13 protein-coding genes are annotated in these 17,202 nt (G+C 42.2%); 7 read left to right on the top strand and 6 right to left on the bottom strand.

What is annotated here, in order from left to right:
• The first annotated feature begins 8 nt into the window (after window positions 1-8).
• Both gyrB and NVS78_RS08720 read left to right on the top strand, forming a co-directional pair.
• Window positions 9-1,970 (top strand): DNA topoisomerase (ATP-hydrolyzing) subunit B, encoded by a 1,962-nt coding sequence (gene gyrB / locus NVS78_RS08715; RefSeq protein WP_041503689.1) that lies wholly within the window; start codon window positions 9-11, stop codon window positions 1,968-1,970.
• Window positions 1,971-2,067: 97 nt separating this feature from the next.
• A complete protein-coding gene (locus NVS78_RS08720; protein ID WP_286358849.1) occupies window positions 2,068-2,631 on the top strand; it encodes an LOG family protein in 564 nt (187 codons plus the stop codon).
• A 136-nt stretch (window positions 2,632-2,767) separates the two neighbouring features.
• Here NVS78_RS08720 and nusB read toward each other — a convergent pair whose 3' ends face one another.
• Window positions 2,768-3,715 (bottom strand): transcription antitermination factor NusB, encoded by a 948-nt coding sequence (gene nusB, locus NVS78_RS08725; protein ID WP_286358850.1) that lies wholly within the window; start codon window positions 3,713-3,715, stop codon window positions 2,768-2,770.
• A 116-nt stretch (window positions 3,716-3,831) separates the two neighbouring features.
• Here nusB and recN point away from each other — a divergent pair, with 116 nt between their 5' ends.
• The 5 genes from recN (at window position 3,832) to NVS78_RS08750 (ending at window position 10,757) form a co-directional block, all read left to right on the top strand.
• Window positions 3,832-5,490 carry a DNA repair protein RecN gene (gene recN / locus NVS78_RS08730; protein WP_286358851.1) on the top strand — a complete coding sequence of 553 codons (1,659 nt, stop codon included), beginning with the start codon at window positions 3,832-3,834 and terminating at the stop codon, window positions 5,488-5,490.
• 134 nt (window positions 5,491-5,624) lie between these two features.
• Window positions 5,625-6,452 (top strand): enoyl-ACP reductase FabI, encoded by an 828-nt coding sequence (locus NVS78_RS08735; protein WP_041503685.1) that lies wholly within the window; start codon window positions 5,625-5,627, stop codon window positions 6,450-6,452.
• A gap of 44 nt (window positions 6,453-6,496) precedes the next feature.
• A complete protein-coding gene (locus NVS78_RS08740) occupies window positions 6,497-7,072 on the top strand; it encodes a 3'-5' exonuclease (RefSeq protein ID WP_286358852.1) in 576 nt (191 codons plus the stop codon).
• 321 nt (window positions 7,073-7,393) lie between these two features.
• Entirely contained in the window at window positions 7,394-8,932 is a 1,539-nt protein-coding gene (dnaB, locus tag NVS78_RS08745; protein WP_286358853.1) for a replicative DNA helicase, read from the top strand.
• A 16-nt stretch (window positions 8,933-8,948) separates the two neighbouring features.
• Window positions 8,949-10,757: an LTA synthase family protein gene (locus NVS78_RS08750; RefSeq protein WP_286358854.1), complete on the top strand. Its 1,809-nt coding sequence runs from the start codon at window positions 8,949-8,951 to the stop codon at window positions 10,755-10,757.
• Here NVS78_RS08750 and NVS78_RS08755 read toward each other — a convergent pair.
• From NVS78_RS08755 to NVS78_RS08775, 5 genes are all read right to left on the bottom strand, one after another.
• A complete protein-coding gene (locus NVS78_RS08755) occupies window positions 10,744-12,651 on the bottom strand; it encodes a SpoIIE family protein phosphatase (RefSeq protein ID WP_286358855.1) in 1,908 nt (635 codons plus the stop codon). The genes NVS78_RS08750 and NVS78_RS08755 overlap by 14 nt on opposite strands.
• Window positions 12,648-13,835: a metallophosphoesterase gene (locus tag NVS78_RS08760; RefSeq protein WP_286358856.1), complete on the bottom strand. Its 1,188-nt coding sequence runs from the start codon at window positions 13,833-13,835 to the stop codon at window positions 12,648-12,650. The genes NVS78_RS08755 and NVS78_RS08760 overlap by 4 nt, the downstream gene beginning before the upstream one ends.
• A 10-nt stretch (window positions 13,836-13,845) precedes the next feature.
• A complete protein-coding gene (locus NVS78_RS08765; protein ID WP_286358857.1) occupies window positions 13,846-14,430 on the bottom strand; it encodes a carbohydrate-binding family 9-like protein in 585 nt (194 codons plus the stop codon).
• A 144-nt stretch (window positions 14,431-14,574) separates the two neighbouring features.
• On the bottom strand, window positions 14,575-16,245 hold the full coding sequence (locus NVS78_RS08770; protein WP_286358858.1) for a formate--tetrahydrofolate ligase: 1,671 nt from the start codon (window positions 16,243-16,245) through the stop codon (window positions 14,575-14,577).
• Between the two features lie 21 nt (window positions 16,246-16,266).
• Window positions 16,267-17,154 carry a DUF8429 coiled-coil domain-containing protein gene (locus NVS78_RS08775; protein WP_286358859.1) on the bottom strand — a complete coding sequence of 296 codons (888 nt, stop codon included), beginning with the start codon at window positions 17,152-17,154 and terminating at the stop codon, window positions 16,267-16,269.
• Window positions 17,155-17,202 lie beyond the last annotated feature (48 nt).

Raw genomic sequence — 17,202 nt, forward strand, 5'->3', positions numbered from 1 at the left:
ATAAATCAATGAGTGAAGAATTAGAGCAAGCAGCAGCAAAAGAGTATTCTGCGGATAGTATTCAGGTGTTGGAAGGATTGGAAGCCGTTCGAATGCGGCCTTCCATGTATATAGGGGATGTGAACACGAAGGGGTTACACCATTTGGTATATGAGGTCGTGGATAACTCCATTGATGAGGCATTAGCCGGTTATTGTAAAAATATAGAAGTCACGATAAACGAAGATAATTCGATCATGGTGGAGGATGACGGGCGGGGAATACCGACAGCGCAGCACCATAAAGAGAATCGTTCTGCTTTGGAGGTCGTTATGACCGTTTTGCATGCCGGAGGAAAATTTGACAAAGGTTCTTATAAAGTGTCCGGCGGTTTGCACGGGGTTGGCGTATCGTGCGTGAATGCCTTATCGGAGAAATTGGTGGCATTGGTATATCGCGAAGGAAAAATTTGGAAACAGGAGTATAGCAAAGGGGCTCCTCTGGGAGATGTGGAGGTTGTCGGAGAGACGGACCGTACCGGAACGACGATTTTATTTAAACCCGATGATACGATATTTTACGTAACCGAGTACAAATACGATATCTTGGCGGCTCGTTTACGGGAATTAGCTTATTTGAATAAAGGTATTCGTTTGTCGCTTACGGATAAGCGGATGATAGATCCCGATACGAATGAATATAAATCGGAGGTTTTCTATTCCGAAGAGGGACTGAAAGAATTTGTGGAATATTTGGACGCCAACCGGGAGAAACTGATAGATGAAACTATTCATATCACTACGGAGAAAAACGGTATACCTATTGAAGTGGCGTTACATTATAACACGGAGTTTAAAGAGAACATATTTTCATACGTGAATAATATCAATACCATGGAGGGGGGAACGCACTTGGCCGGTTTCCGGCGCGGGTTGACGCAGACTTTGAAAACCTACGCCGAAAATATGGGTATGTTGAATAAGTTAAAGTTTGAAATCAATGGCGACGACTTCAGGGAGGGATTGACGGCAATTATCTCCGTGAAGGTGGCAGAACCGCAATTCGAAGGCCAGACGAAGACCAAGTTGGGAAATACGGAGGTCGGAACAGCCGTTGCGCAAGCGGTAAGTACGGTGTTGGCCAACTACTTGGAAGAGCATCCGAAAGATGCCAGAGCTATTGTGGATAAAGTCATATTGGCGGCGACAGCCCGTCATGCGGCTCGTAAAGCCAGAGAATTGGTACAGCGTAAAACGGTGCTTTCCGGTTCCGGTCTTCCCGGTAAGTTAGCTGATTGTTCCGATAATAACGCGGAAAATTGTGAGATATTTTTGGTCGAGGGAGATTCGGCGGGGGGTACGGCCAAGCAAGGACGGGATCGTCGTTTTCAGGCTATATTGCCTTTGCGCGGAAAAATATTGAACGTTGAGAAAGCGATGGCCCACCGGGTATGGGAGAGTGAAGAGATTAAAATCATATTCCAGGCATTGGGAATCACGATAGGTACGGCTGAGGATAGCAAGGCGGAAAACCTTGAGAAAATACGTTATCATAAAATTATTATTATGGCCGATGCCGATGTCGATGGTGCGCATATTGCCACGTTGATCATGACTCTCTTTTTCCGTTATATGAGGTCGGTTATCGAGAACGGTTATCTTTATATTGCGACGCCTCCTCTTTATTCCGTGAAGAAGGGGAAGGAGCAGCGTTATTGCTGGACGGAAGAACAGAGACTGCAATTGATACAGGAGATGGGCGGTGGTAAAGAGAATAGCCTGCATATTCAACGTTACAAAGGTCTTGGAGAGATGACAGCGGAACAATTGTGGGATACGACCATGTCTCCGGACGGCAGGACGTTAAGACAGGTCACCATTGAAAATGCTGCCGAAGCGGATCGGATATTCTCCATGCTGATGGGAGATGATGTTCCGCCAAGACGGCAATTCATCGAACAAAACGCTACTTACGCCACGATTGACGCTTGATGTAGCGTATAAAATAGTACTGCTTTTCAATGGTTCGGATTTTGTTAGATTCGACGATTGTTAAGCGGTATTTTTTTTAGAAAATAAATTGAATGGTATGAATATTTGTGTTTTTTGTGCTTCTTCAGAACAAATCGACCCGACTTACGTTCGTGCAGCATCTCTGTTGGGGGAACAAATCGCTGCCCGGGGATGGAATTTGGTTTACGGGGGGACGACTTGCGGGTTAATGCGGGTGGTTGCCGAAGCTACGTTGAAGGGAGGGGGAAGGGTTGTCGGGATTATACCTCGATGTATTGTTGATCGGGGTGTTGCGGCCCGGGATATTTCCGAGTTAACGGTTGTTGATGATATGAAAGAGCGTAAGAGTTTATTGAGAGAGCGGGCTGATGCTTTTATCGCGTTGCCTGGAGGGTGGGGAACGCTGGAGGAGATCGCGGAGGTGGTTACGTTGAAACAGTTAGGAGAGCATCATAAGCCGATCGTATTCTTGAACACGAATGATTTCTATGAATATTTTTTTCTTTTTATCCATACCATTCAAAAAGAGGGATTCATTTCTTCCGGATACGACCGTATTTTTGAAGTTTTATCTTCCGTGGAAGAGGCGATGGATTATATAAAAAACTATAAAATAGAAAAATTGCAATCTAAATATTAATAAAAACTTGCTTTTTTTAAAAACAACTTATAAATTTACCGGAGTGCTTGTATAGCGTAAAATTTACTATTGTAGTGATTACAAAAGTTTGGTTAGTTTAGTTTAGAATGTAAAGGGTGGTTTACCACCCTTTACTTTATTCCATGAGTCCACGTCCCATCTTTTGAATTTCGTTGTTCTCTTTCAATAGGGTTACGACTTTGTCTAATACCCCGTTAATGAAACCACTGCTTTTAGGAGAGCAATAGGATTTTGAAATCTCGATGTATTCGTCCAAGGTTACTTTTACCGGTATGGAAGAGAAATATTTCAATTCGGTAATGGCAGTGCTCATAATCAATTTATCCATATCCGAAATCCGGTCTACTTCCCAATTGTAAGCGAATTTATCGATGATTTCCGTGTTCGTATCCTTGTCTAAAATCGTTTTTCTGAAAAGTGTTTTAGCGAAATCGTAATCTTCTTCTTCGTTGTAGAGGGCGATGAAAAACAGATCCTCTTCTTTGAAATTCGATTTCATATTTTTGATTGTCTTGTATACAATACTCAGCACCAGGTCGAAATCGTCATTCCAAAAGATATTTTTTTCTTCCATCGTTTCAAAAAATTCTTCATCCTGAGCGATCAGACCGACGATCATATCCAATACCATTTTTTTATGATCTTCATAACTGATATCGGTCTTTTCCATATAGGTTTTGTAGCATTCCAATTCCGTCAGATGATTGTAAAGTTTGGTTATGATTTCAGGCGTATCGTTCAGGGAAATCAGATTGGCATTGATATAGGTTTTGAATTTCCGGTTACCGGCGATTTGAGCTATAACCGGATTTTCAATAAATCGAGTATTGGGATTTAGATCTTCCCGCGTCGGTGCTTTTCGGTTTTTGGCCGCATCAATTTTTAGAAAAGCCTTGCGTTGGATTTCTGTTATTAATAGAAAAATGTAATAGTATAAATCCGTACTTTTAGATATACTTTTAAACAGATCTTTTTCACCTTCGGCTATCGTGTTTCCCTCTTTTTTAGAGAAAGCGTAGAGAAGTTGCAATACTTTAATTCTAATTAATCTTCTACTCGTCATGTTGAAAGAACTATATTAAATCGGTGCGCAAAAGTACGAATTAAATTCAAAATTGAAAATCGAAAGTTCAAAATAATTGCTATTTTCGCAAAAACTAAAGTCATGAAGAATTTGTTATGATAAGTAGCATCACGATAAATAATTACGCGTTGATCGATCGCACGGAGATCAATATGGCGGGGGGATTCTCTGTAATTACCGGAGAGACGGGAGCCGGTAAATCGATATTGTTGGGGGCGATCGGTTTGACCCTGGGACAACGTGCAGATTCTTCCGTTATCATGGATAAGAGTCGGAAATGTGTTATCGAGGTGACTTATCAGGTAAAAGGATATGCTCTTGAGAATTGGTTCGCCGAGAACGAGTTGGATTATGACGAGCAGGTCATCGTACGCCGGGAGATTGCGGTTGACGGAAAATCCCGTGCCTTTATCAACGATACACCGGTAAACAACAAGATGTTGAAAGAGTTGGGCGATTTTTTGATTGATATTCATTCGCAACATCAGTCTTTGCTTATCGGACAGCCCGAATACCAGTTAAACGTGCTGGACAGTTATTGTGGAAATCAGGAATTATTGGCTGCCTATCAAATCCGGTATAAGGAGCGTCAAAGGTTGATTGCCGAATTGGCACGGTTAAAAGAGCGGGTTCTTGCCGCGGAGAAGGAAGAAGATTATTTGAAATTTCAATTCAATCAGTTGGATGCGGCCAATTTGAAAACGGGAGAGCAACGAGAGCTGGAGGAGGAGCAGAAGGTGTTGGCCAATGCCGAAAATATAAAAACCACTTTTTTTGAGTTAAGCTACCTGTTAACGGGTTCCGATACCCCGCTCGTGCAACAGTTGAAAGGTGTTAAGAATCATATATCGGCTTTGAGAAATGTCGTAAAAGAGGCTGCCGGATACGAGGAACGGTTGCAGTCGATCATTTGGGAACTGGAAGATATGGCTGATGAGTCGGAGAGATTGGGAGAGCGGATAGAATATACTCCGGACCGGGTTGAGAGCGTGGAGGAGCGTTTGAATGTAATATATGATTTATTACACAAACATAGGGTGGAGGGAGTAGAAGATTTAATTCGGATAAAAGAGGATATCGGTGTTAAGTTGAAAGGTATAATATCCTTTTCCGAACAAATAGATATATTACAAAAGAAGATAGAAGATCTGGAAAAAGAGATGGAGGAATTGGCCGGGAGGATTCACGAAAGCCGGGTGGAAGGAGAAGGTGAGATGAAAGAGGAGATGCGTGCCTTGTTGGTCGGCTTAGGAATTAAGCATGCCGTATTTTCGATCTCCATCAAGCCTCTCGATCATTTCGTCGCATCCGGAAAAGACGATGTGCAGTTCAAGTTTGCTGCAAATAAAAATCAAGAACCGGGAGAGTTGTCGAAGGTCGCATCGGGAGGAGAGATATCGAGACTCATGTTATCCTTGAAATATATACTTTGCAGGAACAGGCAATTACCGGTCATTATCTTTGATGAAATTGATACGGGAGTATCCGGAGAGATCGCTCATAGAATGGCTTCCATGATGAGGGAGATGTCTTGTCGGATGCAGGTGATCAGTATTTCCCATTTGCCTCAGATTGCGGCGGCCGGGGCGAATCATTTCAAGGTATACAAGGAAGACGATCAAGCTAACACGGTATCCCGCATCAAATGGCTTGATGAGGAGGAACGAATCAGGGAGATTGCCGGAATGATCAGTGGGCATGAGATCAGTAAAGCGGCGTTGGAAAATGCCCGTTTACTTGTTCGAAGTTATTAGCATCCATCAAATGCCAATCGGCAGGAGATATTTTTATACTGCTTTTTACTAAAAAAGGTTTTTTATCTCCTGCTTTCCGAAAAAGAGAACTACCTTTGTATAAGTTTTGACAAAGTAGAATTAAATTTTTAAGTATGAGTTACAATTTATTGAGAGGTAAAAAGGGGATTATTTTTGGTGTTCTGAATGATAAATCGATTGCTTGGAAAGTAGCGGAAAAGTGTTTGGAAGAGGGAGCTCAAATCGTTTTAACCAACACGGAATTATCCATTCGGATGGGTGAGGTGAAGGATTTTGCGGCTAAAAATAATATCCCGTTGATCCCGGCAGATGCTACGAATACGGAGGATTTGGAAAGGTTGTTTAAGGAAGCCATGGATCATTTGGGAGGGAGAATCGATTTTATTCTGCATTCGGTGGCTATGTCGCTGAATGTACGTAAAAAACGATCATACGATAATTTGGATTACGATTTTTTACAAAAAACCTTGGATATTTCAGCCGTTTCGTTTCATAAGGTGTTGCAAACGGCTAAAAAATTGGATGCTATCAACGAATGGGGGTCTGTGGTCGCTCTTTCTTATGTAGCGGCACAGCGTACGATGTTCGAGTATAACGATATGGCAGATGCGAAAGCGATGTTGGAATCCATTGCCCGTAGTTTTGGATATATTTACGGAAGGGAAAAGCGAATCCGGGTAAATACGATATCCCAATCGCCGACTGTTACGACTGCCGGGAGCGGAATCAAAGGTTTCGATTCTTTGATTGATTTTGCAGAAAGGATGTCTCCTTTGGGGAACGCCACGGCAGATGAGTGTGCGGACTATTGTATTACGTTGTTTTCGGATTTGACGCGGAAAGTGACTATGCAGAATTTATATCATGATGGCGGATTTTCGAGTATGGGAATGAGTTATAGGGCTATGCACCAGTATAATAAAAGTTTCGATAACGAGTAAGCAAGTTTCGGGAGATTTCAGGGGCTTGCTATTAAAATATGGTTATGTATTTATTTTTCGATACGGAAACGACGGGTTTGCCGAAGCGTTGGAACGCTCCCGTGACGGACGTGGACAATTGGCCGAGATTGGTTCAATTGGCGTGGGTTATGTGTGACGATAAAGGAGGGATCATAGAAAAACGGAATGATATCATTAAACCGGAAGGATTTACGATTCCGGAAGAGTCTTCGCGAATACACGGAATAACAACGGCTAAAGCGATATCCGAAGGAGAGGATATAAAATCTGTTTTGACCTTATTTTCCGATAGGATGGATGAAGCTTATGCTCTTGTCGCTCATAATATTAGTTTTGACGAATGTATTGTGGGTGCGGAATTTGAACGGAACAGAATGATGACCTCCTTATTTTTGAAGCCTAAATATTGCACGATGAAGCTTTCCAAGGCTTACTGCAAATTGCCCGGCAAGCAGGGCTTTAAATCTCCGAAGTTATCCGAATTGCATCAGGTTTTGTTTGGCGCGGGATTTGACGATGCTCACAACGCGTTGGCGGATGTCGAGGCTACCGTTCGTTGCTTTTGGAAACTTAGGGAGCTGAAAGTGATTCAATTGTAAATTGAAAAGGATTCTGTGATTCCGTGATATAATGATTCCGTGATTAAAAAGATTTTAGATTTACGATTTAAAAGTGGCAAATCCACGAGACAATCATAAATTAAAAATTAATTTTTTGACTTTACGTACCTTACGAGCTCTATCTCTTCTATGGGTGTACATTTTTGACAATACGAGTTTTGAGTTTAAAATAATTACTATCTTTGAATCAATAAAAATGAAGAGAGCTCGGCGAATAATGTTGTAATAGGAAACAAATGTTTGTTCGATAATTGGGTATATAGATATTATTATTGGACATCTTTTGTAAATCAAAAAAGTATGGCTAAAAGATCGGAATATAATTATAAATCATTGCAATCGGATTACGGAAAGATGCCTCCTCAGGCAATTGATCTGGAAGAAGCGATTTTAGGTTCGTTGATGTTGGAGAAGGATGCTTTCATTATGGTGAGCGATTTCTTGAAGCCGGATTGTTTTTACAAAGAGTCTCACCAGAAGATATATCAAGCTATTCAGAATTTATCCATTAATAACGAACCTGTCGATTTACTTACGGTTAGCGAAGAGTTGAAACGCCTCGGACTTTTGGAGGAGGTGGGGGGACCTTACTATTTGTCTCAATTGACTTCCCGGGTTGCCTCAGCCGCACATATCGAGTTTCATGCTCGTATTATCGTGCAGAAATACATTCAGCGGGAGTTGATACGGGTATGTACGGATATTCAAAATCGGGCTTACGATGATGCCACGGATGTAGCCGATTTGGTGGATATGGCCCAAAAGACCGTTTTTGAGATAGCCGAAGGTAATATAAAGAAGGAGACGACGGCAATTAATGCCATTATCGACGAAGCGCTCAAGGGGATCGAGTTGGCCGGGAAACGTCCTGACGGTTTAAGCGGAATTCCTTCCGGTTTTACCGCTCTCGATGAAATCACTTCCGGCTGGCAACCTTCGGATCTCGTGATTATAGCAGCCCGTCCTTCCATGGGTAAGACGGCTTTTGTTTTGTCTATGGCTCGAAACATGGCTGTTATGCATAAGCAGCCCATCGCTTTGTTCTCGTTAGAGATGTCTTCGGTGCAATTAGTGAACCGTTTGATCGCCAGCGAGACGGAATTAGGATCTGAAAAAATACGAAACGGACGATTGACGGATGACGAATGGCAGCAACTTCATGCCAAGATACGGGCGTTGATGAATGCTCCGATTTACGTGGATGACACGCCTGCGCTCTCCATATTTGAATTGAGGGCCAAATGCCGGCGTTTGCAACAGCGATACGGTATAAAGGTTTTGATTATCGATTACTTGCAGTTAATGACCGCGGGAGCCGATATGCGAGGTAACCGGGAACAGGAGGTGAGTATGATTTCCCGCCAGTTGAAAATTATAGCCAAGGAGTTGAATATTCCGGTCATAGCGTTGTCTCAGTTGAACCGGGGTGTAGAACAACGTACGGGAGAGTCTAAAAAACCCATGTTATCGGATTTGCGCGAATCCGGAGCCATTGAACAGGATGCGGATATGGTACTATTCATTCATCGTCCGGAAAGATACGGAATCTTGGAGGACAGTATGGGAAACAGTTTAAAGGGGATAGCGGATATCATTATTGCCAAGCATCGTAACGGAGCCGTCGGAGAGGTGCAATTACGTTTCAGGAACGAGTTGGCTCAATTTTGTGATTTGGAAAGAACTTCGCCTTTTGCTTTTGAGAATACGGATGTCGTGACGAGAACGTTCAGTTCCAAAATGAACGAGGACACCTTACCGATAGAGCCCCTGAATACGGATTTTAAAGAAGGAGGCGCAAGTTTTGAACGTGCTGTCAACACGAACGACGCACCTTTTTAATCGGAATAAGTAAATCATGAAGGCAAAATTATTGTTTCTACTGAAATATTATCTGTTGTGGATCGTATTTGCTCTGGTGGCGAAGGTGTTGTTTTTATTGTATCAATATCAGGAGACCGTTTCGTTGACTCTGCATGACTATTTCATGATTTTTATCGGAGGATTCCGAATGGATCTTTCTTATGGCGGATACGTGATGATGTTAGCCTGTGTCGTTATGGCTGTCGGAATATTTTTGCCGGTAAAAGTATTGAAAGTCGTATATGCCGTATTGACGATTTTATTGCTGACGGTGAGTAGTTTGATCGTATGCGGAGATTTGGAACTTTTTAAAAATTGGGGATACCATATGGACTCCACGCCTTTGACTTATTTGAAAACACCGGGAGATGCAATGGCTTCGACTCCGGTGTGGCTCATTGCGGTTTTAGTCCTGTTGTGCGTTCTTTTGGTCGCGGGTTTCTATTGTTTATATCGCGGATGGATTTCGACGGGTTTGAAACAAGGAAAAGATAAGTGGTGGCAGAGTATCGTGTATATATTATTGGGGGGGATTATGATCATTCCCGTAAGGGGTGGGTTTAATGTTGCCCCGATGAATGTCAGCTTCGTGTTTTTTAACAATAAAAACATGTATGCCAATCAAGCCGCGGTAAATCCGGTTTGGAATTTTCTCTATGAGGTGATGCATATGGGGAAATTAAAGGATTCTTATGATTTCATGCCATTAGAGAGAGCGCAACAATTGGTGGATAGTATTTATACGGAACGGGGAAATTTCCCGAAGGTGTTGAAGACGGAACGTCCAAATATAGTTGTATTTTTATTGGAAACATTCACTTCTCGGGCCTTAGAGGCTATGCCTAATCTAAAGGCCATTGCCAAGGAAGGGATTTTCTTTTCTCGCGTTTACGCTACCGGAAACCGTTCGGATCGAGGTATTCAGGGAGTTATCGGTGGTTTCCCTTCCTATCCGAAGGTATCCATGTTGAAGTATCCCAATAAAACATACGGTCATCCTCGTTTCCCGGTCGATTTCGAGCAGGAGGGATATGCTACCCGTTTTTATTATGCCGGGGATTTGAATTTCGGCGGTTTCCGCTCTTATATTACCATGAGTTTTCAGGAGAGTGTAACCGAAGATGATTTTTCCGGAGAAGCTATTGAAAATCGTTTTAAATGGGGAGTACACGACGGTTATATGTTGGATCGTTTGTATGAAGACCTGTTGAAAGCCCCGACACCTTATCTTTATATGGCGTTTACCATGAGTAGCCATGAACCCTTTGTCGTCCCGATGGAGACGAGGTTTCCGGGAGAAGATAACGGTTCCAAATTGAAGAATGCGATAGCATACACCGATACGTGTCTGGGAAAATTCTTTCAAAAGTGCAAGAAGGCCGGAATATGGGACAATACGCTTTTCGTGTTGATTGCAGATCATGGAACGCGACACATCGGGCCTTTGCAACCGTTTGTTCCTGAAGCTTATGAAATTCCGATGGTCTTTACGGGGGGAGTCATGTCGGTGAGAGATTCGGTCGTCTCCACTATCGGCTCGCAGACCGATATGGTAGCGACCTTGTACGCCCAATTGGGAATGGACGCTTCTGCTTTTAAATATAGTAAGAATCTATTGAATCCTTCCGCGATACCCTTTGCTTTTTACGCTTATCCCAACGCGATAGCCGTAGTTAACGGCGATGGAGCTTATATTTACGAGTTGGGAACCAAACGGAATCTGGGTAATAACGTGAATCCTGAAGCCGGAGAATTGGTTAAAGCTTATCTTCAGGTATTGGATCGTGATTTTAAAAGTAAATAATTTGATCGTTTTTCAAGTACTTTATAGACAACATGGTTAAGTCATCGGCTTCGTCCATGTCTCCGATATAATTAATCAGATCTGCCAAAATTTCGTCGATCAGCTCTTCAGGGGTTTTGGTTTGAAGGGTTTTGACGAATTGCAATAATCTTTCTTTGCCGTAAAACGCCCGGGCTTCGTTTTGTGCTTCGCTGATTCCGTCCGTGTAGATGAGGAGAGTATCGCCCGGGTAGAGTTGAAGATGTGTGTCTTTATAAGCATTTTTCATAATCCCGATAGGAATGTCCAAGGCCTCTTCCAGAAACATACTTTTCTCTCTTTGTTCCCTTTGAACGATGGGGTAAGGATGTCCTGCATTCGTGTAATTTAACAGGCCAGTTTTTAAATTTAAAATACCCACAAACATCGTTATGAACATGTCTTCGTTCAAATTGCTGCATAAGTAATCATTGAGCGTGTTGCATATACTGGCTGAAGATTGTTTCGAGGTTGCCATATAGTTGAATAACGTGCAGACAGAGGCCATATAGAGTGCGGCCGGGACTCCTTTACCCCGTACATCTCCTACCGTGAAATAGAGCAGGTCGTTTTTGACGAGGTAACTGTACATATCTCCTCCTACCGCTTTTGATTGTTCCAGCACGGAATAGAGGGAGATGTGTTCTTTGTCCAGTTTATTCGAGGTAGGTAAAAATTGTTCCTGAATGTTTTGTGCAACCCGAATTTCACTTTCAAACTTTTCTTTCTCCATCGTTGTCTTTTTCAGGTTTTTGATGGATTCGATAATTCGATGTTGCATATACATAAATGAGTTCCGCAGTTCCCGCAGCTCGTCGTTATCGTTTGTTTCCGGTATGGGAACATTGAAATTACCGTCTGCAATCGTACGGGTGACGGTTGCGAATTGCCGTAACGGTTTAAACACTTGCCTGATAATGCGGATAATGATCCAAAAGAGCAGGAGCAGGCAGATGAAACATCCGATTAGAATCAGGTCATTGATGTTGGATATGGAGTTATATACTTCGTTAAACGGGCAAAGCGTTACCAACGACCAATTGGTATGAGGCAAACGTTTAAAATGAATGAAAAAGTTCTTTCCTTCTACAGTAAGTTTATCGGTACCATCTTCTCCTTTTACGATGCGGTTGACAATCTTATCGTAATCGATATTTTTGGCTTTGGCGTATTGCCAGATGTTGGCATATCGTTTTATCTCGTGATTGGGATGAGAAAGAATGATTCCTTCCTGATTTAACAGGTAACAATATCCTGTTTGATATAATTTCAGATCTCGAACAAATTTGGTAAATTCTTTGATAGGGATGTCTAAGCGGAGATAGCCGATAAAAGTTTGGGCTACATTGTAAATCGGTTCGTAACGGGAGAATATGCGCTGTTTTACGAACAGCGTATCGGAATAATGGCGGCTCCAATAAGATCCTTTTTTCTGAAAGGTTTGAGCATGAAGTCGTTCATCGGAAAAATGCTTTTCGGAATGATTGAGTTTCTTGACAAGAATTTGATTGTTATTTTGATAAACATAGATATCGTAGTCTCTGTATTCCGGGGCGAACTCTATGGCTAATCCGCATAATTCAGGCGTATTTTTCAACACTTGAACGTAAAGAGAGGTGTCTTCGGAGATCAATAAGTTTTTCATGTGTTCTAATTTGAACATGGAGTTGATCCGCTCAATGTTTTTGCCTTGTTCCAAGATTCTTTCGGATACCTTTTCCGTAATCATCTCGGCATAGGTGACTACCGTCTTGTATTGTGAAATTTTAGGAATCACGTACAGCATGATAAAGATTATCACGTATATGGCAGCACAGACTGAAATAATGTATATGGTCAGTTTCGTACTAAACGACTTCTTCTTGTTTACTTTCATTGTTTGCAATCATTTGTTAATTCTATTAACGTGATTTCCGGACGTTGACCTATGCGTCCGGGAAATCCCAAGTAACCTGCACCTCGGGATACATAGAGTTGATGACGATCGTGTTTGTAAAGACCGTTGTATTCCGGATAGATGTATTGGGAGGGACTCCATTGGAAACGACCTATTCGGATTCCCATTTGCATCGCGTGCGTGTGCCCCGCCAAAGTTAAAGCCACGGGATGGTAAATTACTTCCTGATGCCAATGGGATGGATCGTGAGAAAGGAGAATCACCACGTGGCCTTCTGTTCCTCGCAGAGCTTCGGGGAGTTTTCCATATTGAGGGAAAGGAGGTAGTCCCCAGTTTTCAACTCCCGACAAATAAATCGTGTCCGTTTGAATAATGAGCGGTATATTCGTGTTATTCAACATATGAAAGCCCATATCTCGCATATTCTTAAAAAATTGGACGAGGTTCTCCTTGCGATCATCTTCCGATTTCCAACGCGTATAGTGACCGTAATCGTGATTTCCCGTTATCGCGTATTTTCCATAGCGGGAGGTTAATAATTTTAACGTATCTTGCCAGGGAGTCATTTCAGAGGCGAAATTATTAACCATATCTCCGGTAAAAACAATTAAATCCGGTTGGAGAGCGTTTACTTTTTGGACGAGTTTAGATATACCGACATATCCTTTCCGGTAGCTCCCCAGATGAAGATCCGTTAATTGCACGATACGAAAATGGTCGAAGGTGTCCGGTAACTCTTTTATGCATACCTCCTGTTTGACCACTTTATAATCGTATCTTCCCCACGTTATTCCATAGAAAATAACGGAGAAAACCAAGACACTCGATCCGAAAGCGAAATAGTGGATAATGCCTGAGAACAGTTTCAGGCGTCTGACCATTAAGGCGATACCATTCAATACGATATAGATTGTTTTGGGGGCATAACATAAAAATAAAACAGCGATCCCTTTTCCAAACCAAAAATAGGCTTCCGGGGATTTTATCCGGGGAATAATAAAATGATAACTTAACAACCCGATGATAAAAAGCAACGAGTGTATCATGTATAGAATTTTTCCCGTTTTACTTTTCAGGTAACGTTTGATTTCGAGGTAGAGAAAAAGATCGTTTAGCCATATATAGCCTAATCCTACTAATAGTATAATCGTTCCGGTTTTCATTTTGTATCAATTAAAAAATCAATGAACCAAAAAAATCCGCTCGGTGAAAATCAGGTTGTTCGGTATGAATGGGTCGCCAGGATAAAAAATGGGGAAAAGGCAATTTATTGCCGCATTTGTAGATATTGGCTTTTACGATCGTACCTTCTTGCGGTGCAAAATTCGTCTTGAATAAAGCGGTAAAAGGGATTTCGGCCGTCAGTTCCCAACAAAAAGAGTCTTTTTTACCTCCTCCGCGGGAGACGGATAGTTGGATCTCCCTACGAACTGAATTTGTAATAACGGAATCCGCCAGAATCCGGTCGTTCCGTCCCGTGCCATAGCCTATTAACAATGCACCTATGGCATTGAATTCGAAATTGTAATAAAAAGGCGAGAAGGGTAGGGGCTGTATGAAAAATTCTACGCAAGAGTCTTCCCATATGTTTCCGTTATCGCTTACTTCTTGGGCTCTGAAGGCGGTTTCCTCCACCTGGAATTTCAGGAATAGAGCTTGTTCGTTGTAAGCTATTTTGCATCGTACGCAAGGAATACTCTGGTATGAATTTTTCCAGTTTACCTGATCGACAGGAAGAAAAATACATTTTTCATCCATTAAGCTACCTATTCGAGCAAGCGAATGAGTAGTTTCAGACAGGTGTGGAATTTTTTCGAGGTGTATCGGATCCATCGCCTTTGGTAGTGTCGTAAAATATAGTGGGAGAGGATTTGGTTCTCCCACTTTCGTTTTATTATTTTATTAGAACAGACCGGTAATCTTCCCGTTGTTGTCAATATCGATTTTTTCAGCGGCAGGGATATCGGGTAGACCGGGCATTCTCATGATACTTCCTGTAATCGGAATGATAAATCCGGCTCCGGAGGCGATTTCGATTTGTCGCACGGTGACCACGAAATCTTTCGGACGACCTAACAGTTTCGGATTATCGGATAATGATTTTTGAGTTTTTGCAATACAAACCGGCAGTTTGTCTAATCCTAAATTCATTACTTTTTTCAAATCGTTTTTAGCCTCACTCGTGTAATCGATAGCAGCAGCCCCGTAAAGTTCTTTCGCTACCGTTTCGATTTTCTTTTCGACGCTCCATTCCCACTTGTAAAGGGGTTTTAAGGTACAGCTGCATTGCTCGGCCACTTTAGCAACAAGTTTCGCCAGGTTTTCAGCTCCTGCTCCTCCCTTTGCCCAAACTTCCGCCACCTCCATGGGAACTTCCAGTTCATTGCATTTCTGGGCCAAATAAGCGATCTCTTCCTCCGTGTCGGATTCGAATTTATTGATTGCCACGACCGGACAAATGTTGAACTTTTTCATGTTTTCAACCTGTTTCTCGAGATTACCTATCCCTTTCTTCAATGCTTCCACGTTAGGTTCTTTCAACTGGTCTATTTTAACGCCTCCGTGGTATTTCAATGCTCTTACGGTAGCAACCAAGACCACGGCACTCGGTTCCAGACCGGCTTTAACGCATTTGATGTCAAAGAATTTTTCCGCGCCTAAATCAAAACCGAATCCGGCTTCCGTTACCACGAAATCAGAAAGTGTCAGTCCCATGCGTGTCGCGATGATCGAGTTGGTTCCCTGTGCTATGTTGGCAAAAGGTCCTCCGTGAATAATGGCGGGATTTCCTTCCATCGTTTGGACGAGGTTGGGTTTTATCGCATCTTTCAATAAGGCTGCCATTGCTCCGTTAGCCTGAAGATCGCGGGCGTATATGGGCTTTTTGTCAAACGTATATCCGATGAATATATTACCTAACCGATTCTTCAAATCTTCAAAGTCATCCGAGAGGCATAGTATAGCCATCACCTCGGATGCGGCCGTGATATCGAAACCGGTCTCCCGCGGAATACCGGCTGTCGTTCCGCCCAACCCCACGATGATGTGACGCAGGGAACGATCGTTCATGTCCATCACTCTTTTCCAAGTAACCGTTCGCGGATCGATGTTTAAGGAGTGTGTTTTACTCTGTATGTTGTTGTCAATCAAAGCTGCCAATAGGTTATGCGCTTTTTCGATGGCTGCAAAATCACCCGTGAAATGTAGATTGATATCTTCCATCGGTACTACTTGAGAGAACCCTCCTCCCGTGGCACCGCCTTTGATACCGAATACCGGTCCCAAAGAGGGTTCGCGTAAAACGACCGTCGTTTTTTTACCGATGCGGTTCAATCCTTCGGTTAGTCCGATGGATATGGTCGTCTTTCCTTCTCCCGCCGGGGTAGGAGAAATTGCCGATACCAAAACTAATTTCTTACCCTTTATCTTATCAAAATCTATAAGACTTAACGGTAATTTCGCCTTGTATTTGCCGTACGGTTCGAGTAAATCTCTTTCGATACCTAATTTATCTGCAATTTCGTAAATAGGTTTTAGAGCTACCGAATTAGCAATTTCGATATCTGTTTTCATGTGTTATATAATTTAATATTCCTATTTCAGTATGAATTCAGTAGATCCGATTTGTTGGTTGTCACTAAAAAGGTCTGCGATATATTTTCCTTTTACCAGACTTCCGTCGTTCGGCCAGTAGATGGAAATCTCCAAACGTTCACCCTCGTATTCTATTTCCCGTTTGGCGGAGTAGGTGAGGCTTGTATTCTGATACTTGAAGAATGACTTGTCCGAGGCCGCGATTACTTTTCCGTCAGGACGCGTCAGTCGCAAATAGATAAGTCTCGGTCCTCTTTTAGCCGTAATGTTTTTCGCGATGACAAAATCGGTCTTTAATTGGGAGCATTTCTTTACCGATGTCTCTTTGCCTCTCTTGTTGATGGGATAAATGTTTATATTTTCTGCGGAGAGGGTACTTGCTTTCTCCAGTGTTTCGGCCATTAATTCTGTTTTTTTCTCTAATTTCTGGCTCTTCTCCCTTACCCAGTTCATCTGTTTTTTTACCTCCGTGTTTTCTGCCAGTAACTTCTTGTTCAATTGATTTAAGGAGTCGATTTGAACCACGTAACTTCTGAGGACACCCTTCAGCGTGTTTATTTCCCGTTTGTACCGATTGATTTCAGCGTATGAATTATTTTTAAATTCCTTCATCCTTTCCAGTAAATGGGTGATCTTTTCCTGTTCATGGGTCAGTTTGGCGTTTAATGTATCGTTATCCGTTTTTAAATTATCGTAATTATGACTTAAATCCGTCAATTCTTGTTCCAACGCTTCTTTCTCCGACGTGATTGCAAGCATATTCGCTTTATTTTCACTTCTTTCTATCAAAAAAAATATAAAAAGTACAATAAGTACAAGGGATAAAGCTCCAATGATAACCCATAAGGTTTTGTCTTTCTTATCCTTGATTAATTTCTTCTCTTCCATAGTTTTTTTACGTTTGGTTTCCTCCGTTTTCTGTTTTTTTTATTCTGC

Source organism: Gabonibacter chumensis (assembly GCF_024741215.1).
Lineage (GTDB): Bacteria > Bacteroidota > Bacteroidia > Bacteroidales > Marinifilaceae > Gabonibacter > Gabonibacter massiliensis.